Source organism: Geobacillus sp. Sah69 (assembly GCF_001414205.1).
GTDB classification, from domain to species: domain Bacteria; phylum Bacillota; class Bacilli; order Bacillales; family Anoxybacillaceae; genus Geobacillus; species Geobacillus stearothermophilus.
Genome location: NZ_LLKS01000035.1, coordinates 22,973 through 45,628, shown reverse-complemented (window position 1 = coordinate 45,628; position 22,656 = coordinate 22,973). Strand labels below are relative to the sequence as shown.

Sequence of the window (22,656 nt, the reverse complement as noted above, 5' to 3'; positions counted from 1 at the left end):
TGTGTTCGCTGCGGTTTCGAAAACATCCTTTGTTTCTTTAGCCCAATATGTTATTTTTTCTTCAATCTGTTTCATCTTTTTCGGATCTTTGCGCCCGTCCGTTTCAATGCCGCTGCTGATATCGATGCCATCCGGGCGGTAGAGGAGCAGTCGCTCAATATTGTCCGGTGTGACGCCGCCGGCGATGAAGCAGGGCACGCCTTGGCGCGCCGCTTCTTCCAAATAGCGCGGCACCGCCTCCCAGTCGAACGCGACGCCGGTCCCGCCCCACAAGCCGGCGACGCGGCTGTCGACAACATAGCCATCAGCCACCCCAGCGTACTGCTTCATCGCCTCAAGCGCTCCATCGTCGTGATGGATCGCCTTCCAAACAGCGCGCCGTGTCACTTCTTTCACAGCAGCCACCTCAGTTGGCGTCTCGCGGCCATGGCATTGGATGATATGAAGCGGCAATTCAGCAGTGACAGCGGCAATCTGCTCCGCCGCGGCATTGACAAACACCCCGACGAGCTGTTTGCCGCCAAGCGGCGCTGACGCCAGCCAGCGCTTCACCTCAGCAGGCGAGACGCGCCGCTTGCTGTCCGCAAAAATAAACCCGAGGTAGTCCGCCCCGCTTGCCAAGGCGGCCCGCACATCTTCGGCGGAGCGGTTGCCGCAATATTTAAGCCGGATCATGGCCGCCATCCTCCCCGAACAGCCGGTAGACAGCCCGCTCGACGTCCGCCTGGCGCATGAGCGACTCGCCGACGAGCATCGCCTGCGCCCCGTACGAGCGGACCGTTTCGACGTCGCGCCAAGAGCTGATCCCGCTTTCGCTGACGATAACGCATGACGGCGGAATAAGCGGCGCCAGCGCTTTTGTCGCCTCAAGCGCCGTCACAAACGTATGCAAGTCGCGGTTGTTAATGCCGATCACTTCCGGAGTGAACCGGTCAAGCAGCCGCTCGAGCGTCTCTTTTGCGTGCACTTCGACGAGGCATTCCAACCCGATGTCGTACGCCTCGCGGTAAAGCGCCTCGAGCGTTTCCGGCGCCAGCGCCTCGCCGATCAATAAAATCGCGTCAGCCCCGAGCCGGGCGCTTTCTTCCACTTGCCGGCGGTCGATGATGAAATCTTTGCGCAGCACCGGAATATCCACCGTTTCTTTCACAAGGCGCAAATAGCTGCGGTGTCCCTGGAAGTAACGTTCATCCGTCAACACGCTGATCGCATCGGCTCCGGCGCGCTCGTATGCTTTGGCGATGGCCGCCGGATCAAAATCGGCGCGAATGAGGCCTTTTGACGGCGACGCCTTTTTCACTTCAGCGATCAAACCGAGCGCCCGCCGCGGCCGCCGGAGCGCCGCGGCGAACGGCCGGCGCTTCGGCTCCGGCAGCGGTTCTGGCATGGTCAATGTTTCGAGTTCTTCCCGTTTGGTTGCCAAAATTTGCTCAAGCACCGTGGACCACTTCCTTTCGGCGCAGGCGCTGCAGCTGCTCGTACGCCGTTTTGACCAAAATGGCGTCTTTCGCCATCGCCACCCCAGCGGCGATCGTCTCCGCCTTGCCGGCTGCGTACAGCGCAACGCCGGCGTTGAGGGCGGTGATATCGATCGCGCTCGCCGGCGCCGTGCCGTCCATGACGGCTTCAAGCAGTGCGGCGCTTTCCTCCGAACTGCGCACTTGCACGTCAGCGAGCCCGCCGCGCCGCAGGCCGACGCTTTCCGGAGTGAGGACGAAACGGCGAATGTCACCGTCTTTCAGTTCCACAACATCCGTCTCAGCGGCGATGCTGCACTCATCGAGCCCGTCGCGGCCGGTGACAAACACCACGTGCTCAGAGCCGAGACGGCGCATCGTTTCCGCCAGCTTCTCGGCGTAGCGGGTCGAATAGACGCCGATAACTTGCCGCTTGCAACGCGCCGGATTGGCCAGCGGGCCGATCAAATTGAAGATCGTGCGAAACCCGATCTCTTTCCGCGGGCCGGCAGCATATTTCATCGCCGCATGATACAAGGGGGCGAACAAAAACGCCAATCCTTTTGTTTCGAGCGCCTGTTTGGCGGCCTCAGGCGACGCGGGAATGTCGATGCCGAGCCGCTCGAGCACATCGGCGCTTCCGCTTTTCGAGGAAACGGCGCGATTGCCGTGCTTGGCGACTTTGACCCCGAGCGACGAAACGACAATGGCCGCCGCTGTCGAGACGTTGAACGTCGCCGCCCCGTCGCCGCCCGTCCCGCACGTGTCGATGACGTCATCGCCGGCGTCGATCGTGGTCATCCGATCGCGCATCGCCCGCACAAACCCGGCGATCTCATCGACCGTCTCGCCGCGCACGCGCAAGATGGATACCAAACTCGCAATCTGGCTGTCCGTCGCCTCGCCGGACATCACGGCATTCATGGCTTCGTACGCTTCCGCTTCCGTCAATGTTTCCCCTTCCGCGCATTTGGAAAGCAACCGCTTTAACATACGATCTGTTCCCCTTTCGCAAATAATCGTTCCGCTTGTTCGATGGCGTAAATGAGGGCGCTCGCCTTGTTGCGCGTCTCTTTCCATTCAAGCTCCGGAACCGAGTCGGCGACAATGCCGGCGCCGGCCTGCACGTACGCATAACCGTCTTTAATGACCGCCGTCCGGATGGCGATGCACGAATCAATGCTGCCGTCAAAGCCGATGTACGCGATCGCTCCAGCGTACAATCCTCGGGCGGTCGGCTCGAGCTCCTGCAAGATTTGCATCGCCCGCACTTTGGGCGCCCCGCTCACCGTTCCAGCCGGAAAAGCAGCCAAGAGCGCGTCGATCGGGTGGATGTCGTCGTCAAGCACGCCGACGACTTTGGAAATTAAATGCATCACATGAGAGAACTTGCCGATTTCCATCAACACCGGCACCTCGACCGTTCCGTACTTCGCCACCCGGCCGATGTCATTGCGCGCCAAATCGACGAGCATATAATGCTCCGCCCGCTCTTTCGGGTCATGGTACAGCTCGTCGGCGAGCTTTTCATCCTCCGCCGGCGAGCGTCCGCGCCGCCTTGTTCCGGCGATCGGGTCGATCTCGGCGCGCCGGTTGCGCACTTGGATGAGCTTTTCCGGCGAACTACCGACAATTTCAATGCCGTCAAGCCGAAAATAAAACATGTACGGCGACGGGTTGATGTGGCGCAAGATGCGATAAATGGCGAACCCACCCGCTTGCACCGGGACGGAGAACCGCTGCGACAGCACCGCCTGAAATACATCGCCGGCCGCAATATACTGTTTCACCGCCTCGACGTCACGCAAAAATTGCTCTTTTTCGTAATTGGACGACGCTTTCGAGAACAAGGCGGCCCGCTCGGCCTCGTCTTCGGCCGGCAGCAGCGGCTGTTCGGCCCGAGGGCGCGACGCTTTCGCTGCCAGCGCGGCGATGCGTTCTTCGGCGGCTCGGTATATCGCGATTTTCTCCTGCATCGTTTCATGACCCTTCAACCGGATATAATGAATGAGAGACAGCTCGCGTTTTTCGTGATCAAAAGCGAACAGCGACTCGCAAAACACAAAATGCCCGGCTTTCATGGCTAGGTCGGGGGCACGATGGCGCGGCACCTTTTCAATGGCGGAAATGAAATCATAGCCTAAAAAGCCGACCGCGCCGCCCGTAAACGGCGCCGCTTCGGCGAGCGGCTTAACGCAAAGCGCCCGCTCGACCGCTTGAAACGCTTCTTTCAACGTCGACGCCGTCATTTGGACATTTCCGTTCTCGTCTTTGATCAAAAACGTTTCTCCTGTCTCGCTCTCAAGCGTCAAAAATGGGGCCACGCCGATAAACGAATAACGCGCCCATGGCGATTCGTCGTCTTTGCTTTCAAGCAGAAACACCGCTTCCTCGCGCAAATTGGCAAACACTTGCAACGGTTCGATGACATCGGCTAAAAATTTGCGCATGATCGGGATGGTGCGAAACTGGCGAGCATCCGCTAAAAAAGCGGCTAGCCGATCAATGGACATCCCTTTCTCCTCCCTTTCTGATTCATCGGGCGGAGAATGAGAGTTTATGAGGCGAAAATGGGGAAAGAAAACGCCCAAAGACCATTGTCTTTGGGCAGATGCAAGCAAAAGGGAATCAATGCTCACCTCAGCTAAACTCGCTCATTCTCATCTACCCTGCACTCGTTCTCAGCTCTTGCTCGGCTTCTGGCAGCCCGCCGGCGGCGGGCAAAGAAGTTATTTTAACTATATTACATTTCTGTTTTTTTTGTCAACGACAAATCCGGCCGCAGCATGGCTGCATCCTTTAAATAGACGTGGCAAATCTCATCTTGCCGTTTGTCTGTCTCCACCGTCATCATGACGCGGATGCAGCGCGGCAGCGAACCGGGCACTGGAATTTCTCGCGTGCACATGACAGGCACGTACGTCCAGCCGTCAAGGCGGCGCAAAGCTTGAGCCGGAAACGCAGCCGTGATGTCGTCAGTGACGGAAATGAGCACGAACGAAACGTCATGGGCGGCAACATCGTTGGCGCGGACCATTTCGCGCAGCAACGTTTCCGTTGCCGCTATAATTTCTCCGGCCTCGTTTCGCTCCACTGTAATCGCCCCGCGAATGCCGCGGATCATCACTCTCCCCCCTGTCCAGCAAACTCGCACAGCCACGCGAGCAGCTTGTCATCTTCGAGTTCCACGACTTCCACATCGCCGATTTCACGCAAAAGAACCATCCGCACCGTCCCAGCGTACGCCTTTTTGTCGCCTTTCATTTTCTCGAGCAACCGGTGAGGCGCCAGCCCGTCGGGGAGCGAAACCGGAAAGCCGTACGCAGCGAACCATTCGGCAAAGCGGTGCTCGGCAAATGACCGGCCGTAAAGCCGCTCGCTGACCAAGATGGCAAACAGCATGCCGACCGCCACCGCCTCCCCATGGGTCAGCACGCCGTAGCCGAGCTCGCTCTCGAGCGCATGGCCGAGCGTATGGCCGAAATTCAAATGGGCGCGCACCCCGGTTTCTTTTTCATCTTCACGCACGACGGACGCCTTAATATCAATGCCCTTTTCAATGCAATAGGCGAGCTTGCCGCCCTGCAAGTCGGCGAGCGTCTTGATTTCTGCGCGCAGCCAGTCGTAAAAGCGGCGGTCGCGGATGAGCGCATGTTTGATCACCTCGGCAAATCCTGAACGGAGCTCGCGCTCAGGCAGCGTGCGCAAAAAGGCGGTATCATAGACGACCGCTTCCGGCTGGTGGAAAGCGCCGATCATATTTTTGCCAAGCGGATGGTTGATGGCGACTTTGCCGCCGACGGCGCTGTCGTGGGCCAAAAGCGTCGTCGGCATTTGAATGTAGCGGATGCCGCGCATATAGGTGGCGGCCACAAATCCGGCCAAATCGCCAACGACGCCGCCGCCAAGCGCGACAATGAGCGAGCGGCGGTCAAGGCCGCACTGAAGAGCCGCCGTCTGGCAGGCGTAATAGTTGTCAAACGACTTCGCCGCCTCGCCGTTTGGAATGATGTAGGCATACACATCATAACCGGCAGCGGCAAGCGTGGCGCGCACTTCATCCAAATAAAGAGGCGCCACCACATCGTCGGTGATGATCAACATCTTCGTCCCCGGCGGGCAGGAGAGCGCCCGAAGCAGGCACGGCAACGCGCGGACCGCTCCGTCGCCTAAGAGGAGCGGGTATTGCTTCGTCGCCGTTTCAATCGTCCGTTCGATCATCGTTAAAACTCCTTTGCATAGCGGCGGGCGCGCTCGATGTTTTCTTTAATCAAATCGATCCGGTCTTGCCCGAACTGGCTGACGATCGCCGCCGCCACTTCCCAGGCGACGACCGCTTCGGCAACGACGCTCGCCGCCGGCACAGCGCAGCTGTCCGACCGCTCGATGCTTGCCGCAAACGGTTCTTTCGTGTCGATGTCGACGCTTTGCAGCGGTTTGTACAGCGTCGGAATCGGCTTCATTACACCGCGCACGACGATCGGCATCCCCGTCGTCACCCCGCCTTCAAAGCCGCCGGCGCGGTTCGTCCGGCGCGAAAAGCCTTGTTCCGGGCTCCAAATGATTTCGTCGTGCACTTCGCTTCCCGGGCGGCGCGCCGCTTCAAACCCGATCCCGAATTCGACGCCTTTAAAGGCGTTAATGCTGACGATCGCCGCCGCGATTTTCGCATCGAGCTTCCGGTCGTAATGAACGTAGCTGCCGACCCCGGCGGGAACGCCTTCGACAATCACTTCGACGATGCCGCCGATCGAATCACCGTTTTTCTTTGCCAAATCGATCGCTTCCATCATTTTTTGTCCCGCTTCCGGATCAAAACAGCGCACCGGCGACTCTTCTGTCACATTTTGCAATTCCTCCAGGGAGCGGTAATCAAGCTTCTTTGCGCGCACCCCGCCGATTTCGATGACATGCCCGGCGACGCGGATGCCCACTTCCTCCAAAATGCGCTTCGCCACCGCTCCGGCCGCCACGCGCACCGTCGTTTCCCTTGCCGATGAGCGTTCAAGCACATTGCGCATATCGCGATGTCCGTATTTCAGGGCGCCGTTTAAATCGGCATGACCCGGGCGCGGACGCGTCACTTTTCGTTTGATCTCCGTTTCATCATCGATCGGTTCAACGGCCATAATCGTTTGCCAATGTTTAAAATCACGGTTTTCCACAACCAGCGCAATCGGCGAGCCGAGCGTTTTCCCGTGCCGGACGCCGGCGGTGATATTCACCACGTCCTTTTCGATTTGCATGCGCCGCCCGCGCCCATACCCTTTTTGCCGGCGCGCCAGCTCCTTGTTGATATGCTCGGCGCGCAGCTCAAGCCCAGCCGGCACTCCTTCCAAAATCGCCGTCAATTGCGGCCCGTGCGACTCCCCTGCTGTCAAGTAGCGCATGTTTGTCTCTCCCTTCAGCTCTTTAACGCGTTTATGTAAAAATATATCATAAATTTGAAAAATGAAAATAGTTTCTGTAAAAAAAGAGCGCGGCACCCGCTATTTTCTCCGATAAAAAAACGTCTCCTCGACTTCAAAACCGTATAAGGACGGGTTAAAAATTTGCTCCGTGCTCCCCACAAACAGCACGCCCCCGGGCCGGAGCGCATCATGAAATTTCCGATACAGCATCTGCTTCGCCTCTTCAGTGAAATAAATGAGCACGTTGCGGCAAACGATCAAATCCATGTTGCGCGGAAACGGATCCGCGAGCAAGTTGTGCTTTTGAAACTTGACCGTTTGTTTCAGCCTTTCGTCTATTTTATAATACTCGCCTTCTTTCGTAAAAAACTTTTTTCTCATTTCCTCGGGCAACTCTACAAGCGACCGTTCGCTGTACAAGCCGAGGCGCGCGCGGGCGAGCGCATTATCATCAATGTCGGTCGCCAACACCGACACGCGGTGAAGCGGCAATCGTTTTGCGAGCACCATCGCGAGCGTGTACGGCTCCTCGCCGGTTGAGCAGGCGGCGCTCCACACGTTCGGGCGCGGATGTTTCGTCAACAGCCGCGGCAAAATGACGCGTTCAAGCACCTCCCATCGTTTGGCGTTGCGATAAAACTCGGACACGTTGATCGTCATCCGGTCAAGACATTCATGCCAGAGCGACAAGTCTTTTTCCATCGCTGCAAACAGCTCGGCAAAGCTCTTTAGCCCTTTTTTCATGTACAACGACGCCAAACGCCGCCTCATCTGGGCTTCCTTATATAGCGATAAGTCAATGCCGGTTTTTCGCTTCACTTTGGCAATGAATTGCGCATAATCGTCCATCTTCCCCTGTTCCTCTCTCCTGTCAATGTACAAAAACGGCAAAAACCGGCCGATGGGCGGCCGGTCTTTTTGTTAATAGAGCCATTCGTTCATCAGTTTTGTATAGTGGAGAAGCTCTTCTTCTTTGAAAAACAGGTTGATCTCGCGTTCCGCGCTTTGCGGGGAATCGGAGCCGTGAATGACGTTTTTGCCGACCGTCAAGCCGAAGTCGCCGCGAATCGTGCCCGGTGCGGCTTCCTGCGGGTTCGTTTTCCCCATCATTTGCCGGGCGGCGGCGATTACATTTTCGCCCTCCCACACCATCGCAAACACCGGCCCGGATGTAATAAAGTCGACAAGCTCGCCGAAAAACGGACGCTCTTTATGTTCGGCATAGTGCTGCTCAGCCAGCTCGCGCGACACTTGCATCAGCTTCGCGCCAACAAGCTGGAAGCCTTTTTTCTCAAAGCGCGAAACAATTTCGCCGATCAAATTGCGCTGAACCCCGTCTGGCTTTACCATTAAAAATGTCCGTTCTGCCATTCATTCTCCACCCCTACTGTCGTATGTACTAGGAAACGGATTCCCAACCACCATAGTATCATTGTTTCGCGGCATTGGCAACAACGTCCTTGAAAGCGTTAATAATCCCTTTTCCCGATGTAAAGGGCGAGGTCGCGCAACAGGCCGCGCGCCTCATTCATCGGCAGTCCGTCAAGAAGGTGAAGCGCCTTGTCAAGGTAACGGTCGCTTAACGCATACGACCGCTCAATGGCGTCCGTCCGCTTAATGGCGGAAATGACCGCCGCCATTTCCGCAACGTCCGTTTCCGGACCGACAGCTGCAATGGCCGCCTTCACCCGCTCATCGCTCAAGGCATACAGCACAGGAAGGGTGACGTTTCCTTGCAGCAAGTCGCTTCCGGCCGGTTTGCCGAGCTGTTCCTCCGTCCCAGTGAAATCGAGAATGTCGTCGGTAATTTGAAACGACATGCCGACATAATGGCCGAACCAGTACAGCCGCTTCACAATCGGCTCCGGCGCGCCGGCAGCGAGGGCGCCAAGCTGGCAGCTCGCGGCGATGAGCAGCGCCGTTTTCCGACGGATGCGCCGCAAATACGTGCGCAGCGGCTGATCAAACCGGTACTTGTCTTTAATTTGCTCAATTTCCCCGCGGCACACTTCCACGATCGTTTTCGCCAACACTTGATGGGCGCGCGGGTTGCCGAGCTCCGCCATCCGTTCGAGCGAGCGGGCAAACAAATAATCCCCTGTGTACATGGCGAACCGGTTGCTCCATTTCGCCTTGATCGTCGGCCGGCCGCGGCGCAAATCGGCGTCGTCGATCACATCGTCGTGGACGAGCGAAGCCATATGAATGAGCTCGAGCGCAACGGCAACATGCTTCATCCGCTCAAGGTCATATTGGCCGAAGCGGGCGGCAAGCAAGACAAAAACGGGACGGATCCGCTTTCCGCCCGCCTGCAACAGATGGAGCGCCGCTTCCCCAAGCGGCCCGTATTCCGACTGAACCGCCCGCTCAAGCTCCTCTTCGACCGCCGCTAAATCATCGCTTAAAAACGAATACATCGCCTTTAACTTCATGTTGTTCACCTTAACTCACCGTTTATAGCCCAAGTGCATCGCCGCCACGCCAAACGTGTACGGTTTGACCTCGACATCGACAAAACCGGCGGCGCGGAACATCTCGGCCAGCTCGTCCCGCCCCGGAAACTCGCGCGCCGATTCCTGCAGCCACGAGTACTCCTCATAGCTTTTCGCCAGCAGCTTGCCAAACAGCGGCATAATAAACCGGAAGTAAAAATAGTAAAGCTGACGAAACCCGAACAACGTCGGCTGCGACGTTTCCAGGCAGACGGTTATGCCGCCCGGCTTCGTCACCCGGTGCATTTCCTTAAGCACGGTCATATAGTCAGGGACGTTGCGCAAACCGAAGCCGATCGTCACATAATCGAACGAATTGTCAGGAAACGGCAGCTGCATCGCATTGCCGTGAATGAGCTTCACATTATGCAACCCGCGCGCTTTTACCTTCTGTTCGCCGACTTTCAGCATGTTTTCGCTGAAATCAAGGCCGTACACTTTCCCTTCCGGACCGACCGCCTCCGCCAAGGCGATCGTCCAGTCAGCCGTCCCACAGCACACATCGAGCGCTTTTTTGCCTTTTTGCACATTCATCCGCCGCATCACGTCTTTGCGCCACTTCAAGTGGCGGCGGAAGCTGATGACGGAGTTCATCCGGTCATAATGCGCAGAAATGTTTTCAAATACGCGATGGACTCGCTCTTCTTTCGATTGATGCATCGTTCTACCCTTCTTCCACCGTCTTTTTGGCGATGGCTTGAAACCCGCCGGAAAGCTCGGCCACGCGGAGCTGCAGCAGGCCGTTGACCGGCAGTTTCGCCGCAAACAGCGCCTCCCGGCAGCCGTCGATATAGCGGCGGCAAAAGCGGAGCAAATGCCGCTTTTGCTCTTTCGTCAACGTTTTCGCGCGCGGGAACGCGATTTGCGCCATTTGCTCAAAGAGCACCGAAGCTCCCGTGCGGATGAACGCTTCCTGCTCGAGCAGCAGACGCCGCATCAGCAAATACGAATAGGCAAACTGCCCCCACTGCGGCGCCGCCATGCGGTCGGCGAGCTTGACAAGCAACGCCGATTCGATCGTGCCGACCGCCGCAAACAACGACTCGATCCGCTCTACTTTTTTTTCGTAAAGCCGCACTTTTTGCTCGTTAATATCGCGGACCGCCTCGGCGAACGAGCGGATGAGCGCCGTTTCGCCCGAACGCGCCAACAACTCATAGTACAGCCCGCTGTACAAGTCGCCGGCCAGGACGACAAGCTGCCGCGCCCGCAAGTCGCCGCCGTCATCTGTCACCTCATCGTGGGTATCAAGGGCGATCTGCATGAGCATCATGGCGATGATGCACCGCTCCGCCTCACTCGGCGCCGTTGAAGCGCCATCGAGCATTGACAGCGAGAGCAGCAGGCGATCTTCATCGATCGCCGGCGCCGGCAAATGCTCGCGCAAATATGGGTGATGGAGCAGCTGCTCAATTTGTTCTTTCAATGACGCCAATTTCACCGTGATGTCATCCACATGAACCACCCTTGTCCCCGAAAATATCCGCACCACCATAACGGACTCATTATAACATAATTTTGTCGAAAACGCTCTAGTTTGCTAGACATTTGCCAACTTACTTTTTCCCTTCCGACTCAATGACGCCATGGCGCGTTTGAATATACGCCTTGCCTCTCACTTTAATCGCCGACGTGTGCTCTGTAAACTGGGCGATCAACACTTCGCCTTTATCGAGCTTTTCCGAATGATGGAACCGTGTATCCGCCCCGCGCGTCAATCCAATGACGTTCACTCCGTCTTCAAGCGCTTTAATGACAACAAAGTCGCTGTTCGTATACATCCTTTCCCCCTCCTTATGCTTTAATGAGCGAAAGCACTTCCGAACGGGCGGCAACATCCGTTTCAAACACGCCGCGCACTGCCGTTGTCACCGTTTTCGCCCCCGGCTTTTTCACGCCGCGCATCGTCATGCACATATGTTCCGCCTCGACGACGACCATCACCCCGTGCGGTTCGAGCGCTTCGACGATCGAATCGGCGACTGTCGCCGTAATGCGCTCCTGTAGCTGCGGGCGGCGCGCCACCGCTTCGACCGCCCGGGCGAGCTTGCTTAGCCCGGTTACTTTTCCTTCCCGTGGGATGTAGGCGACGTGGGCAACGCCGAAAAACGGCACTAAATGGTGCTCGCACATCGAGTAAAACGGAATATCTTTAACGAGCACAAGCTCCTCATGTTCCTCGCTGAATACGGTTTGAAAATGCTCCTTGGGGTCTTCGTGCAGTCCGGCGAACACCTCGGCGTACATTTTCGCCACTCGTTTCGGCGTGTCGACAAGCCCCTCACGGTTTGGGTCTTCCCCAATCGCTTCCAAAATCAAGCGGACTGCATATTCAATTTGCGCAAAATTGATCTCCGGCATGCAAACAACATCCTCCTGCATTAGAAAAACTGCATGTAATCCGATTCTAACATAGAGAGCAAAAAAAAACAAAAAAGAAGGGCGGTGCAACACCAGCCCTTTCCTCCTAGCTCCTGCCTCAGCTATGTAGGCTTATTTTACGGCATCTTTTAACGCTTTACCCGGTTTGAATGCAGGAACTTTGCTCGCCGGAATTTCCATTTCTTCGCCCGTTTGCGGGTTGCGTCCTTTCCGGGCGGCGCGCTCGCGCACTTCAAAGTTCCCAAAGCCGATTAATTGCACTTTATCGCCTTTTCGCAACGCTTCTGTAATCGAGTCAAATACCGCATCAACGGCTTTTGTTGCATCTTTTTTGGAAAGACCGCTTGTTTCGGCTACCGCGTTGATCAATTCCGTCTTGTTCATGTCATTCACCTCCTCCCAAGGAGCTGTTCTTGTTTACTACCATTTGTGCACACTTTTCTGCTTTTCTATACATAGACGTTGACGGCTTCGGCGGCGAAAAGGCCGGCGCATGAAAGGCGTCGCACCGGTGCAGCCAATGATTCTGCCTTCGTTCAGAAAGACTGACAGAACATGCGCCCGTGCCGCCGATGGAAGCGTCCCCTTGACCGTTCAGCGCCGCCCGCCGCTTTTAGGCGGAACTGCCTTGATTCCGCCAAGATGCAGTGACATGCCTAATCTTAACCAATTTATCGCGATAATTCAACATTTTTTTCGCCAAAGCGGCCAATTTTAGGCATATTTCACCAAAACAACGATTTCAGATAAAAGATTACCATAACGCCATGCGCATAATCAAGTGCCAATCCTTATTTCTCAAGGGTTTCAACGATTTTTCCCCCGTGAAAGATCCATGATTCAAAAAAACAAAAAAAAGCCCCCGACCGGGGGAGCAAATCTCGACGCCTCCGCTTTTCTTATTGTCTAGCTCCGGCTCGCCGCCGCTTTTCTATAAAATAATCGCGATGAGGCCGCCGGAGCCTTCGTTGATGATGCGTTCAAGCGTTTCTTTCAGCTTGTAGCGGGCGTTTTCCGGCATGAGCGCGAGTTTCGCCTGAATGCCTTCGCGGACGATCGAGCTGAGCGAACGGCCGAAAATGTCGGAGTTCCAAATCGACAGCGGATCGTCTTCAAAATCTTGCATCAAATAGCGGACAAGCTCTTCGCTCTGTTTTTCCGTTCCAATAATGGGAGAAAATTCGGATTCGACGTCGACTTTGATCATATGGATTGACGGAGCCACCGCCTTGAGGCGGACGCCAAAGCGCGACCCTTGGCGGATGATTTCCGGTTCGTCAAGACTCATGTCAGACAAAGCGGGCGCAGCGATGCCGTAGCCGGTTTGTTTGACCATTTTCAGCGCGTCGGCGATTTGGTCATATTCCGCTTTCGCATGGGCGAAGTCTTGCATGAGCTGAAGCAGATGGTCTTTGCCGCGAATCTCGACGCCGACGATTTCTTTTAAAATTTGATCGTACAGCTCATCCGGTGCATACAAGTCAATTTCGGCGATCCCTTGCCCCATTTCGATGCCGGCAAGCGCCGCTTTTTCGATGAAATCGTACTCGGCAAACTGCTGCACAACCTGGTCGACGTCGCGCAGCCGTTTGATGTCTTTGACGGTGTCGCGCACCGCTTCTTGATAGCTTTCGCGCAGCCAATGATCTTCGCGCAGCACCATCACCCAGCTCGGCAAGTTGACGTTCACTTCAAGCACCGGGAATTCATATAATGCTTCACGAAGCACGTTATACACGTCGGCTTCGCGCATGCTTTCCACACTCATGGCGAGCACCGGAATGTCGTACTTTTCGGCGAGCTCGCGGCGAAGCGCCTCGGTTTCCGGATGGTGCGGCCGAACGGTGTTGACGATCATAATGAACGGCTTGCCGACTTCTTTGAGCTCGCTAATGACCCGTTCTTCCGCTTCTACATAGGCTTGGCGCGGAATTTCCCCGATCGTGCCGTCCGTTGTGATGACGACCCCGATCGTCGAATGTTCTTGGATGACTTTTCTTGTCCCGATTTCCGCCGCCTCTTGGAACGGGATCGGCTCTTCATACCAAGGCGTGTGGATCATCCGCGGCCCGTTTTCGTCTTCGTACCCTTTCGCGCCGGAAACAGCATAGCCGACGCAGTCGACAAGACGGATGTTGACTTCAAGCCCCTCGTCGACTTTCACCGTCACCGCCTGGTTGGGCACGAACTTTGGCTCCGTCGTCATGATCGTTTTGCCCGCGGCGCTTTGCGGCAGTTCGTCCTGGGCGCGCGCCTTGTCGGCTTCGTTTTTAATGTTCGGAATGACGACAAGCTCCATAAACCGCTTAATAAACGTCGATTTCCCGGTGCGGACAGCACCGACGACCCCTAAGTAAATGTCGCCGCCGGTCCGCTCGGCGATATCTTTAAAAATATCGACCTTTTCCAAATGACTCCCCTCCAGTCTTTCGGTCGTTATAAGAAACATTGGAATGAGCTAGCATAGTCGGACACTATATGCATATGATGTTGTCCGATTCGGTTATGACTAAAAGCCATAAATAAAAATCCCTTCTCTAGAATGTATTTTTCCAGAGAAGGGATGATGACTCATTTCGTGAAAAAAATCGGCTCGTTCGTCTTGGCGTCGATCGTGTACGGAAGGGAGTACGCCGGCACGAACAGCGAATGGTCGGTCAAAATCGGGCGAATATCGTCACCCGGCTTGTAGTGGTGCGGATATTTTTTCAACGCCGCATACAAATCAGAACGGTAGTCAATGTAAATTTCTCCATTCCCGTCGATGACAAACGGCAAGTTGTTGCCGGAAAACGGGCTGACGACATAAGGCGGCTCTTTATAGCCGAGCTTTTTGTAATCGAGCGTAAATACGCCCGGTGCGACGACATCTTGAAATGGCGGATAACCGTGCCGATCCGTATACATCGAAAGCCGCAGCTTCAAATCGCGGATGCGCTCAGCGAGACGCAGGTCAAGAAGCTTGACCGTCGGGTTCGTTTCCGCATCGATGATCATATACTGGAAAACACCCCCGCTTTCATAGGCGTTTCCCGGCGGTTCCTGCATGTAGCGGGGAACGAGCTTTTGAAAGTCAACCGGATATTTTAAATACATCGGTGTTTTCATGTCGCGCGTCTTGATCGGCAACAATCCGCCGGTCGCCTTCCGGTATTCGTCAACCGCCGATTGGACGGCCGCTACTTGGTCTTTGTATGGAATTTGGTTTTGCTTAAGCCGCTCTTGCGGATACAAGCAGCCGGAAAGCGGCACGAGAAACAAACAGGCTAAAAGAAAGCGAGCAATCCATTTCATAGTTCCTCCATCCTTTGCCTATTGCTGCGTCGGTCCGCTGAACACGACAAAAATAATGATGATGCCAGCGAGAATCAACAGGACGTAAGCGATAACCGCCAGCAAAAAGCGAAGCCAGCGAATCTTGAGCTTGTAGCGGCTCAAATAAATGAAACCGACGGAAATAAACATGAACACCATTGAGGCGATGGCGATCCACATTTTCGCTAAAGCCGGTGACATACGTGTTCCTCCTTTTTTCGACAACTATTATATCATCGCCATAAAAAAAGCTGAAGTAAAGCGGGGCTTTCTTTACTTCAGCATCACCTTATACCCTTCCGGAAGCTCAAGCCGATGATGGTTCGTCATATTGTATGCAAAACAGGGACGACTTGTACCGCCATCCGCCTATTTTCAGCGTTACGGCTCGGCAAAAATGTTTATGACATCGTCCATTTCCTGCTTTTTTCCGCGCGCCATGAGCGAATCGACTGCTTCTTTCGGCTCTTTCCCTTCGAACAAGACTTCATAGAGCGCCTCGGTAATCGGCATTTTGACGCCGAGTTCTCCCGCCAGCTCGTACGCCGCTTTTGTCGTCCGCACCCCTTCGACAACCATCCCCATGCTTTCGAGCACCTCGTCAAGTTTTTTTCCTTGGCCAAGCATATAACCGGCCCGCCAGTTGCGGGAATGGGTGCTTGTGCACGTGACAATCAAGTCGCCGACTCCGGCCAGCCCGGAAAAGGTGAGCGGGTTGGCGCCGAGCGCACAGCCGAGCCGGGCAATCTCGGCCAACCCTCTTGCGATGAGGGCTGCTTTCGCATTATCCCCGTAGCCGAGCCCGTCGCTGATGCCGGCGGCCAAGGCGATGATGTTTTTCAGCGCCCCGCCGACTTCGACACCGACTAAATCCGGGTTCGTATACACGCGGAAATAGTGATGGTTCATAAATAGATCTTGAATGCGCTGCGCCGCTTCCATATTCGGCGATGACACCGCCACCGTCGTCGGATGGCGGAGCACCACTTCTTCCGCATGGCTCGGCCCCGAAAGAACGACAACGTCTTCCAGCCATTCGCCCATTTCCTCAGCGACAATTTCCGATACGCGCTTGTGCGTCCCCGGCTCGATGCCTTTGCTGACGGCGACCACGGTGACCGGCGCCGCCAGGCACGCGCGCGCTTTTTGCAGCACGCCGCGGATCGCCTTTGTCGGCACAGCGAGCACCGTTACGGACACGCCGTCGAGCGCAGCGCAAAGATCATGATAACCGATGATCGCTTCCGGCAGGCGGACGCCCGGCAAATATTTTTCATTCGTCCGCCGTTGGTTGATTTCCTCGATCTGTTCAGCCCGCTGCCCCCAAAGCCGAACGCGGTGCCCGTTGTCAGCCAGAACGAGCGCCAGCGCCGTCCCCCAGCTTCCTGCGCCCAATACAGCGATGTTCTCCATCGTTTCCCACTTCCTTTATCCGATTGTCGCAGCCTTCCGCTTTTCTTATTTCCGCGGGCGGGCGATGATTTTGATCGGTGTACCCTCGAAGCCAAACGCATCGCGGATGCGGTTTTCCAAAAATCGTTCGTACGAAAAGTGCATCAATTCCGGATCGTTGACAAAGGCGACGAACGTCGGCGGCTTGACGGCGACTTGCGTCATATAATAAATTTTCAAGCGCTTGCCGTTATGCGTCGGCGTCGGGTTCATCGCCACCGCATCCATAATGACTTCATTGAGCACGTTCGTCTGAACGCGCATCGCATGGTTGTCGCTGACAAGCTGCACGAGCGGCAGCAGCTTATGGAGCCGCTGTTTCGTCTTCGCCGACACAAATAAAATCGGGGCATAGTCCAAAAATGGGAAGTGGTCGCGAATCTTCCGCTCAAATTCAGCCATCGTTTTGTCATCCTTTTCGATGGCGTCCCATTTGTTGACGACGAGAATCACCCCGCGCCCGGCTTCATGCGCATAGCCAGCGATTTTTTTATCTTGCTCGAGAATGCCTTCTTCGGCGTTTAGCACGACAAGAACGACATCCGACCGTTCAATGGCCCGCAACGCGCGCAGCACGCTGTATTTTTCCGTGCTTTCGTAAATTTTTCCGCGTTTGCGCATTCCTGCCGTATCAATAATAACATATTCCTGCCCTTCACGCACAAACGACGTGTCCACCGCATCCCTTGTCGTCCCGGCAATGTCGCTGACAATGACCCGCTCTTCCCCTAAGATGGCGTTGACAAGCGACGATTTGCCTACATTCGGACGGCCGATGAGGCAAAACTTAATCACGTCCTCTTCATACTCTTCGGCGGCCCTTTTTGGAAAATGGCGGACGACGGCGTCAAGCAAATCGCCAAGCCCCGTCCCGTGCGCCCCGGAAATCGGATACGGCTCCCCGAATCCAAGCGCGTAAAAGTCGTAAATCAAATCACGCATTTCCGGATTGTCGATTTTGTTCACGGCTAGCACGACGGGCTTGTTCGACCGGCGGAGCAGCTTGGCCACCTCTTCATCAGCCGCAGTCACACCGTCGCGGCCGTTCGTCATAAAGATGATAACATCCGCCTCATCGATGGCGATTTCCGCCTGTTGGCGAATTTGCACAAGCAGCGGCTCATCGCCGATGTCGATGCCGCCGGTGTCGATTAAGTAAAATGTATGGTTCAGCCATTCGGCTCTGCTGTAAATGCGGTCGCGCGTCACCCCAGGCACGTCTTCCACAATGGAAATGCGCTCTCCGACAATGCGGTTGAAAATCGTTGATTTCCCCACATTCGGACGGCCGACAATCGCTACAACTGGATTTGCCATGCTACCACCCTTTTGATCCTCATTTTTATTTCGTTTGCTCTTGAAGAGGCGCCTTTTTCCAGACCAGACATCCATCCCTGCCAAGCACGCTTGGGCGATCCGCGCCTTTGCCGCCCACCCGGCTTGAAAAGCGGGGAAGGCGCTGGGCGATGAACCAAAACGTGCTGCAACTGCTTTATTTTATCAAAAAGTGAAACACCCAACAACCGCCTAATGCTTGACGATCACAAGCAGCCCGTCGCTGAGCTCATGGGCGATGCCGTCCAAAATCGCCTCCAAATTGGCGGCGATTCGCTCCATCTCCTCCTTCGTGCGGCAAACAAAGATCGGCGCACCCCCAGCGACGGCTTCACCGTTGATCGTAATGACCGCCAAAATCATTTTTTCATGCGTCATCACCGCTGCCCCCTCTCCGTTTCCAACGCCGCTCGCCCGGCATGCGGATCGCGCTCTCCAACACCGGAACATTCTCAATGACCGCTTTCGCCTTCTCGATATCCTCCACTTGCGGCAAAATGAAAATGCCGACGCGCCCGTCGTTTAAATCACGTTTGGCGAGCGGCACGAGCGCCGGCGTCCCGGAGTCGCGGTAAATGCCGAGCGCCGTCGACACATCGTGCAAAATTGCCTGCCGCTGCCCAAGGTTGGCGATCGTTGTTCGGGCGTTGAAGTTTTTCGGCGTCAAAATAAACCCCATCCCGTAGCGCAAAATTTCTTCCCTCCGCGCCGGCAAGCCGATATTCATAATGTAAATGTTGTCCACATACAGCCCTGCCCCCTCAAAATGGGGTTTGACATATTTCACATCGGCGATATCTTTCAACCGGCTCCCGCTCATAAATCGCCGCGCCACCATCATGCCGATGGCGCTGGCCGCGAGCGCCGCCCAAACGTTCCACACTAAATAAAAAAGAGTCGATAAAAACGAAACGAAAATGACCAAATAGTTCCGCCCTTCAAACACAATCGCAATGCCTTCAATGTATGTTTTTCCGCGCGGCACTAATTCATACTGGTCAAGCTCGTTCAACGTGTTGCGCTCCATGTTGCGCACATCGCGAAACTGTGAGGCGGCCAACGCCAAAAACGTGATGGCGGCAAACTCCTTTTCCATGATCGCCGGCACGGCGACCGTCCCTAGACCGGCAGCGATCACCCCCAATGCGATATGGATCGTCCGCCCGTGCAAGTATGTCGGATACTGCCGGTAATCGGTGCGCAACAAATAAAGGCGGGTCAGCACTCCGACAGCGACACCGTATAAAATGGGAAACGTATATTCGTTCACGACTGTCTCGCCCTCCTTACAGGCCGTTTTTCCTCGAGCTGAAGCGACAGGAAGCGGATCATTTCCCAAATAAGCAAACACGACGCGCTGATCGCCGCCGCGTCGAAAAACGAGAACGAACCGAGCACATAGTCGGGCGCCATGCGGTGAATGGCCATGGCGTATACCGCTTCCCCTTGGCAGCCGCCAAACGCCAGACAAAGAAGGCGGGCGGCAAAGCGGCGATGAAACAAACTGCTGACGATAACGAGCCACCAAGCGAGCATCCACTGGCCGTCAAGCCAAATCCAAACCGGATCAAACAAGGCAAGCAGGCGGAAGGCGGCATAGGCAAACGCCAAGCCGGACGCCGACAGCGCCAGAAACGGAAGGCGGCATGGCCGCCGCTCGATGGCCGCATAACATGAACATAAAAAAAGAACGAAAAACGCCAACGTGGCGCGGACAACACCGATTTCCACCGTCAACGACGCGGAACTGATCATCACAAGAGCGAACGCCGCCAGCCTCGTCCGTTCGCCCGTCTTTTTCATCAAAAAGGTGGCGACAATCCATATGAACCAAAAAAAGAGATAAAAATAAGTCCCTTCCATCTTTTCCACCCCTTATTATGTCCATTATGTCATCTTTTATGGCCGTTCATTCATGCATAGAAAAAAGAACGCCTGGTCATAGTAAAAATGATATTCATCAAGAAAGGAGCGGGGTGTATGGGAAAAGACCGTCAGGAGAAAAAGCTGAAACAATCGCGGCGCGTCGAGTCCGACCGCGACCAGTCATTCGCCTACAAAGGCGCAGCCCGGCTTGATACGCCGGAAGAAGCGCGCGAACGGAACGGGCAGTAACAACGCGCCGCCTGTGGAAAACCTCGCTATACGCGATCATAATAAGAAAAGGGTGTTCCGGCCTTTCTCGGACACCCTTTTTTTACACTTAGGTTATTTCAATTTTTTCAACTGCTCGCCGATCACTTCGCCGAGCTGGAAGCCGCGCGATTCCGCCGTTTTCGTATACTGGCTGTAATCTTCCGCCGGAGCGGCCGTTTCTTCCTCAAGCAGCGCGCGGATGCTTAAGGAAATGCGGTGCTCGGCCTCGTTGACATCGAGCACTTTCGCTTTCACTTCATCGCCTTCTTTCAGCACTTCATGCGGCGAACCGATGCGGCGGTTGGCAATTTGCGATACGTGGACCAATCCTTCGACGCCCGGGAAAATCTCCACAAACGCGCCAAATGAAGCAAGCCGCTTCACAGTCCCGGTGACGACATCGCCCGGCTTCACTTTTTCGCTGATGCCTTCCCACGGACCCGGAAGCGCCTCTTTGATGGACAATGACAGACGCCCGTTCTCCGGGTCGACGGCCAGCACTTTCACTTTCACCGCATCGCCTTCTTTCACCACCTCGGACGGATGGGCGACACGCGTATGGGAAAGCTGGGAAATATGTACGAGCCCATCAAACCCGCCGACATCGACAAAGACGCCGAAATCGGCAATGCGGCGGACGACGCCCTCGAGCACTTGGCCCGGCTCAATGCGGGAAAGCAGCTCTTTCTGCTGCCGCTCTTGCTCTTCCTCAACAACAGCGCGGTGTGACAAAATGACGCGGTTTTTCTCGCGGTCAAGCTCCACCACTTTGACGGCGAGCGTTTTTCCTTTGTAATCGGAAAAATCTTCAACATAGTGCGGTTCAACAAGCGACGCCGGAATGAAGCCGCGCACGCCGACATCGGCGACAAGCCCGCCTTTGACGATGTCTTTGATGACCGTTTCGAACGCCTCGCCGTTTGCGAACTTGCGCTCAAGCTCTTCCCACGCCCGCTCGGCATCGACTGCCTTTTTCGATAAAATGAGCAGCCCTTCTTCCCCGTCTTTGCCTTCTTCCACTTTTTTGACTTTCGCCGTCACTTCATCCCCAACAGCAACGGCATCGCTCGGCTTCTCGATATGCAAATTCGACAGCTCGCTGATTGGGATGATGCCATTTTGCTTGCTGTTTTCGACTTCGACAAGCACTTGCTTGTCCTCAAGCTTCACCACTTTGCCGCGGACGATATCGCCCACTCCATACACATTCACTTGCACATTCATTTCTTCTGTCATCGTAAAAACCCCTCCTTCATCGACTGGCGATCCTGCCAAAAGCGCGACTCGCGCCGAGGCCGCGGCCGGCTGTCGGCAAAATAAGGACGCTTTTCTAATTAGTATACCATATTTTCTCAATCAACATGTACTATAATGCTTACTGATGTTGTTCAAGCAGTTGGCGGATATGATCCATAATGTAGTCGGCCGCCTCCTCCGGGCTCGCCTTCCGCGCGCGCAGCGGCGCCATATCAATCGGCGCCCCGTACACGACTTTGAGCGGCACAAACGGCCGGTACGGGCCAATGATCGCACATGGAACGACAGCCGCATCGGTGCGCAAAGCGAAAAAGCCGACGCCGGGCAGCGCCTTTTTCAGCCGGCCATCTTTGCTGCGCGTCCCCTCGGGAAAAATGCCGAGCACTTCGCCTTGTTTCAGCACCTCAAGCCCTATGCGCAACGCCTGGCGGTCGTTCATGCCGCGCTTTACGGGAAACGCGTGCAAGTTTTTGACGAGCGTTTTCACCACCGGAACGCGAAACAATTCTTCTTTCGCCATAAACCGAATCGGCCGCGGCGCCGTAATGCCGACGACCGGCGGATCTAGGTTGCTGATATGGTTGGCGCAAAGAAGCACCGCGCCTTCTTTTGGAAAGCGGTCAACCCCGATCGTTTGAATACGGTACAAAGGGGTGAGCACTCCTTTGACGATTCCTTTGGCGAAGGAATAAAAATCCACCGTCATCCAATCCTTTCATTGACAACTTCCATAATGCGCGCCGCCACTTCTTCGACCGACAACGACGTCGTGTCGATTTCCACGGCATCCGGCGCCTTGCGCAGCGGCGCCGTTTCCCGTTCCGAGTCAAGGCGGTCGCGGCGGGCGATCTCTTCTTTCAACGTTTCAAAGTCGGACGGAAAGCCGCGGGCGATGTTTTCCTCATGCCGGCGCCGCGCCCGCTCCTCAACCGAAGCTTTTAAGAAAATTTTCACCTCGGCATTCGGCAGCACGTTCGTTCCGATGTCGCGCCCATCCATGACGACGCCGCCGCCTTTGGCCATGGCGCGCTGGCGGGCGACCATCTCCTCGCGCACCAGCGGATGCTGGGCGACGAACGACACCGCATTCGTCACCGCCTCGCCGCGAATGATGTCCGTGACGTCTTCGCCGTTGACAAACACGAGCTGCCCTTGCGGCGAAGGCTGCAGTTCAATATGCGTATGGCGAAGGAGCGACAAGAGCGCTTGCTCATCATGGACATCGACGCCGCATTGGAGCGCCCGGTACGTCAGCGCGCGATACATCGCGCCCGTATCAATATACACGTAGGAGAGGCGTCGGGCGATCAGTTTGGCAACCGTGCTTTTTCCGGCTGCCGCAGGTCCGTCAATGGCGATGTTAATCCGTTGTTTCATAGTTCCTCCTGCTTTGTCTAAATCATTTGATCAGGGCACAAA

Annotated in this window: 26 protein-coding genes and 1 pseudogene; 1 reads left to right on the top strand and 26 read right to left on the bottom strand. The window is 55.6% G+C overall.

The annotated features are described in order from the left end of the window. Positions 1–51: 51 nt before the first annotated feature. The 23 genes and pseudogenes from AP057_RS09095 to AP057_RS08985 form a co-directional block, all read right to left on the bottom strand. Positions 52–675 (bottom strand): annotated as a pseudogene (locus AP057_RS09095) (phosphoribosylanthranilate isomerase); the annotation flags it as partial. After that, positions 662–1,438, bottom strand: coding sequence for an indole-3-glycerol phosphate synthase TrpC (trpC, locus tag AP057_RS09090; protein WP_053532478.1), 777 nt, complete (start codon positions 1,436–1,438; stop codon positions 662–664). The gene trpC and the pseudogene AP057_RS09095, both read right to left, overlap by 14 nt. Further along, positions 1,431–2,450, bottom strand: coding sequence for an anthranilate phosphoribosyltransferase (gene trpD, locus AP057_RS09085; protein WP_049624821.1), 1,020 nt, complete (start codon positions 2,448–2,450; stop codon positions 1,431–1,433). Before trpD ends, trpC begins: the two co-directional genes overlap by 8 nt. Next, on the bottom strand, positions 2,444–3,970 hold the full coding sequence (gene trpE, locus AP057_RS09080) for an anthranilate synthase component I (protein WP_033014003.1): 1,527 nt from the start codon (positions 3,968–3,970) through the stop codon (positions 2,444–2,446). Before trpE ends, trpD begins: the two co-directional genes overlap by 7 nt. A 230-nt stretch (positions 3,971–4,200) precedes the next feature. Then, complete coding sequence (gene aroH, locus AP057_RS09075; RefSeq protein ID WP_033010070.1) at positions 4,201–4,581, bottom strand: chorismate mutase; 381 nt, start codon at positions 4,579–4,581, stop codon at positions 4,201–4,203. Then, entirely contained in the window at positions 4,581–5,678 is a 1,098-nt protein-coding gene (gene aroB, locus AP057_RS09070) for a 3-dehydroquinate synthase (RefSeq protein WP_055358574.1), read from the bottom strand. The genes aroH and aroB overlap by 1 nt, the downstream gene beginning before the upstream one ends. Before the next feature lie 2 nt (positions 5,679–5,680). Then, positions 5,681–6,847 carry a chorismate synthase gene (gene aroC / locus AP057_RS09065; RefSeq protein ID WP_047819336.1) on the bottom strand — a complete coding sequence of 389 codons (1,167 nt, stop codon included), beginning with the start codon at positions 6,845–6,847 and terminating at the stop codon, positions 5,681–5,683. A 99-nt stretch (positions 6,848–6,946) separates the two neighbouring features. Further along, positions 6,947–7,717, bottom strand: coding sequence for a protein-glutamate O-methyltransferase CheR (locus AP057_RS09060; protein ID WP_055358573.1), 771 nt, complete (start codon positions 7,715–7,717; stop codon positions 6,947–6,949). Between the two features lie 72 nt (positions 7,718–7,789). Next, on the bottom strand, positions 7,790–8,239 hold the full coding sequence (gene ndk, locus AP057_RS09055) for a nucleoside-diphosphate kinase (protein WP_044744929.1): 450 nt from the start codon (positions 8,237–8,239) through the stop codon (positions 7,790–7,792). A gap of 98 nt (positions 8,240–8,337) precedes the next feature. Next, the gene (gene hepT, locus AP057_RS09050) at positions 8,338–9,300 is read right to left on the bottom strand and encodes a heptaprenyl diphosphate synthase component II (protein ID WP_033009740.1); all 963 of its coding nucleotides are present in this window, start codon (positions 9,298–9,300) and stop codon (positions 8,338–8,340) included. Between the two features lie 15 nt (positions 9,301–9,315). After that, on the bottom strand, positions 9,316–10,020 hold the full coding sequence (gene menG / locus AP057_RS09045; RefSeq protein WP_033013998.1) for a demethylmenaquinone methyltransferase: 705 nt from the start codon (positions 10,018–10,020) through the stop codon (positions 9,316–9,318). Positions 10,021–10,024: 4 nt separating this feature from the next. Beyond that, positions 10,025–10,855 carry a heptaprenyl diphosphate synthase component 1 gene (locus AP057_RS09040; protein ID WP_049624818.1) on the bottom strand — a complete coding sequence of 277 codons (831 nt, stop codon included), beginning with the start codon at positions 10,853–10,855 and terminating at the stop codon, positions 10,025–10,027. 61 nt (positions 10,856–10,916) lie between these two features. Further along, on the bottom strand, positions 10,917–11,141 hold the full coding sequence (mtrB, locus tag AP057_RS09035) for a trp RNA-binding attenuation protein MtrB (RefSeq protein ID WP_033013997.1): 225 nt from the start codon (positions 11,139–11,141) through the stop codon (positions 10,917–10,919). A 13-nt stretch (positions 11,142–11,154) separates the two neighbouring features. After that, positions 11,155–11,721, bottom strand: coding sequence for a GTP cyclohydrolase I FolE (folE, locus tag AP057_RS09030; protein WP_033013996.1), 567 nt, complete (start codon positions 11,719–11,721; stop codon positions 11,155–11,157). Between the two features lie 132 nt (positions 11,722–11,853). Beyond that, positions 11,854–12,126 carry an HU family DNA-binding protein gene (locus AP057_RS09025; protein WP_008879623.1) on the bottom strand — a complete coding sequence of 91 codons (273 nt, stop codon included), beginning with the start codon at positions 12,124–12,126 and terminating at the stop codon, positions 11,854–11,856. Between the two features lie 547 nt (positions 12,127–12,673). Then, on the bottom strand, positions 12,674–14,152 hold the full coding sequence (gene spoIVA, locus AP057_RS09020; protein ID WP_055358572.1) for a stage IV sporulation protein A: 1,479 nt from the start codon (positions 14,150–14,152) through the stop codon (positions 12,674–12,676). Between the two features lie 161 nt (positions 14,153–14,313). Next, positions 14,314–15,036 carry a hypothetical protein gene (locus AP057_RS09015; RefSeq protein WP_033013993.1) on the bottom strand — a complete coding sequence of 241 codons (723 nt, stop codon included), beginning with the start codon at positions 15,034–15,036 and terminating at the stop codon, positions 14,314–14,316. Between the two features lie 18 nt (positions 15,037–15,054). Beyond that, the gene (locus tag AP057_RS09010) at positions 15,055–15,258 is read right to left on the bottom strand and encodes a DUF2768 domain-containing protein (RefSeq protein ID WP_049624816.1); all 204 of its coding nucleotides are present in this window, start codon (positions 15,256–15,258) and stop codon (positions 15,055–15,057) included. 180 nt (positions 15,259–15,438) lie between these two features. Next, on the bottom strand, positions 15,439–16,470 hold the full coding sequence (locus AP057_RS09005; RefSeq protein ID WP_033013991.1) for an NAD(P)H-dependent glycerol-3-phosphate dehydrogenase: 1,032 nt from the start codon (positions 16,468–16,470) through the stop codon (positions 15,439–15,441). A 45-nt stretch (positions 16,471–16,515) separates the two neighbouring features. After that, a complete protein-coding gene (gene der, locus AP057_RS09000; protein ID WP_049624815.1) occupies positions 16,516–17,826 on the bottom strand; it encodes a ribosome biogenesis GTPase Der in 1,311 nt (436 codons plus the stop codon). Between the two features lie 210 nt (positions 17,827–18,036). After that, positions 18,037–18,222 carry a hypothetical protein gene (locus AP057_RS08995; RefSeq protein WP_033010543.1) on the bottom strand — a complete coding sequence of 62 codons (186 nt, stop codon included), beginning with the start codon at positions 18,220–18,222 and terminating at the stop codon, positions 18,037–18,039. After that, entirely contained in the window at positions 18,212–19,114 is a 903-nt protein-coding gene (locus AP057_RS08990; RefSeq protein WP_033013989.1) for a YIEGIA family protein, read from the bottom strand. Before AP057_RS08990 ends, AP057_RS08995 begins: the two co-directional genes overlap by 11 nt. After that, positions 19,111–19,707 (bottom strand): hypothetical protein, encoded by a 597-nt coding sequence (locus AP057_RS08985; RefSeq protein WP_033013988.1) that lies wholly within the window; start codon positions 19,705–19,707, stop codon positions 19,111–19,113. The genes AP057_RS08990 and AP057_RS08985 overlap by 4 nt, the downstream gene beginning before the upstream one ends. Before the next feature lie 117 nt (positions 19,708–19,824). Between AP057_RS08985 and AP057_RS16310 the strand changes: the two genes are divergently transcribed. Then, positions 19,825–19,959, top strand: coding sequence for a YpzI family protein (locus AP057_RS16310; protein ID WP_064502497.1), 135 nt, complete (start codon positions 19,825–19,827; stop codon positions 19,957–19,959). Positions 19,960–20,052: 93 nt separating this feature from the next. On the opposite strand, the gene rpsA is transcribed toward AP057_RS16310, so the two are convergent. From rpsA to cmk, 3 genes are all read right to left on the bottom strand, one after another. Continuing rightward, complete coding sequence (rpsA, locus tag AP057_RS08980; RefSeq protein WP_033013987.1) at positions 20,053–21,216, bottom strand: 30S ribosomal protein S1; 1,164 nt, start codon at positions 21,214–21,216, stop codon at positions 20,053–20,055. A 139-nt stretch (positions 21,217–21,355) separates the two neighbouring features. After that, on the bottom strand, positions 21,356–21,943 hold the full coding sequence (locus AP057_RS08975; protein ID WP_033010535.1) for a 1-acyl-sn-glycerol-3-phosphate acyltransferase: 588 nt from the start codon (positions 21,941–21,943) through the stop codon (positions 21,356–21,358). Continuing rightward, positions 21,940–22,614 carry a (d)CMP kinase gene (gene cmk, locus AP057_RS08970; protein ID WP_033010534.1) on the bottom strand — a complete coding sequence of 225 codons (675 nt, stop codon included), beginning with the start codon at positions 22,612–22,614 and terminating at the stop codon, positions 21,940–21,942. The genes AP057_RS08975 and cmk overlap by 4 nt, the downstream gene beginning before the upstream one ends. Between the last annotated feature and the right edge of the window lie 42 nt (positions 22,615–22,656).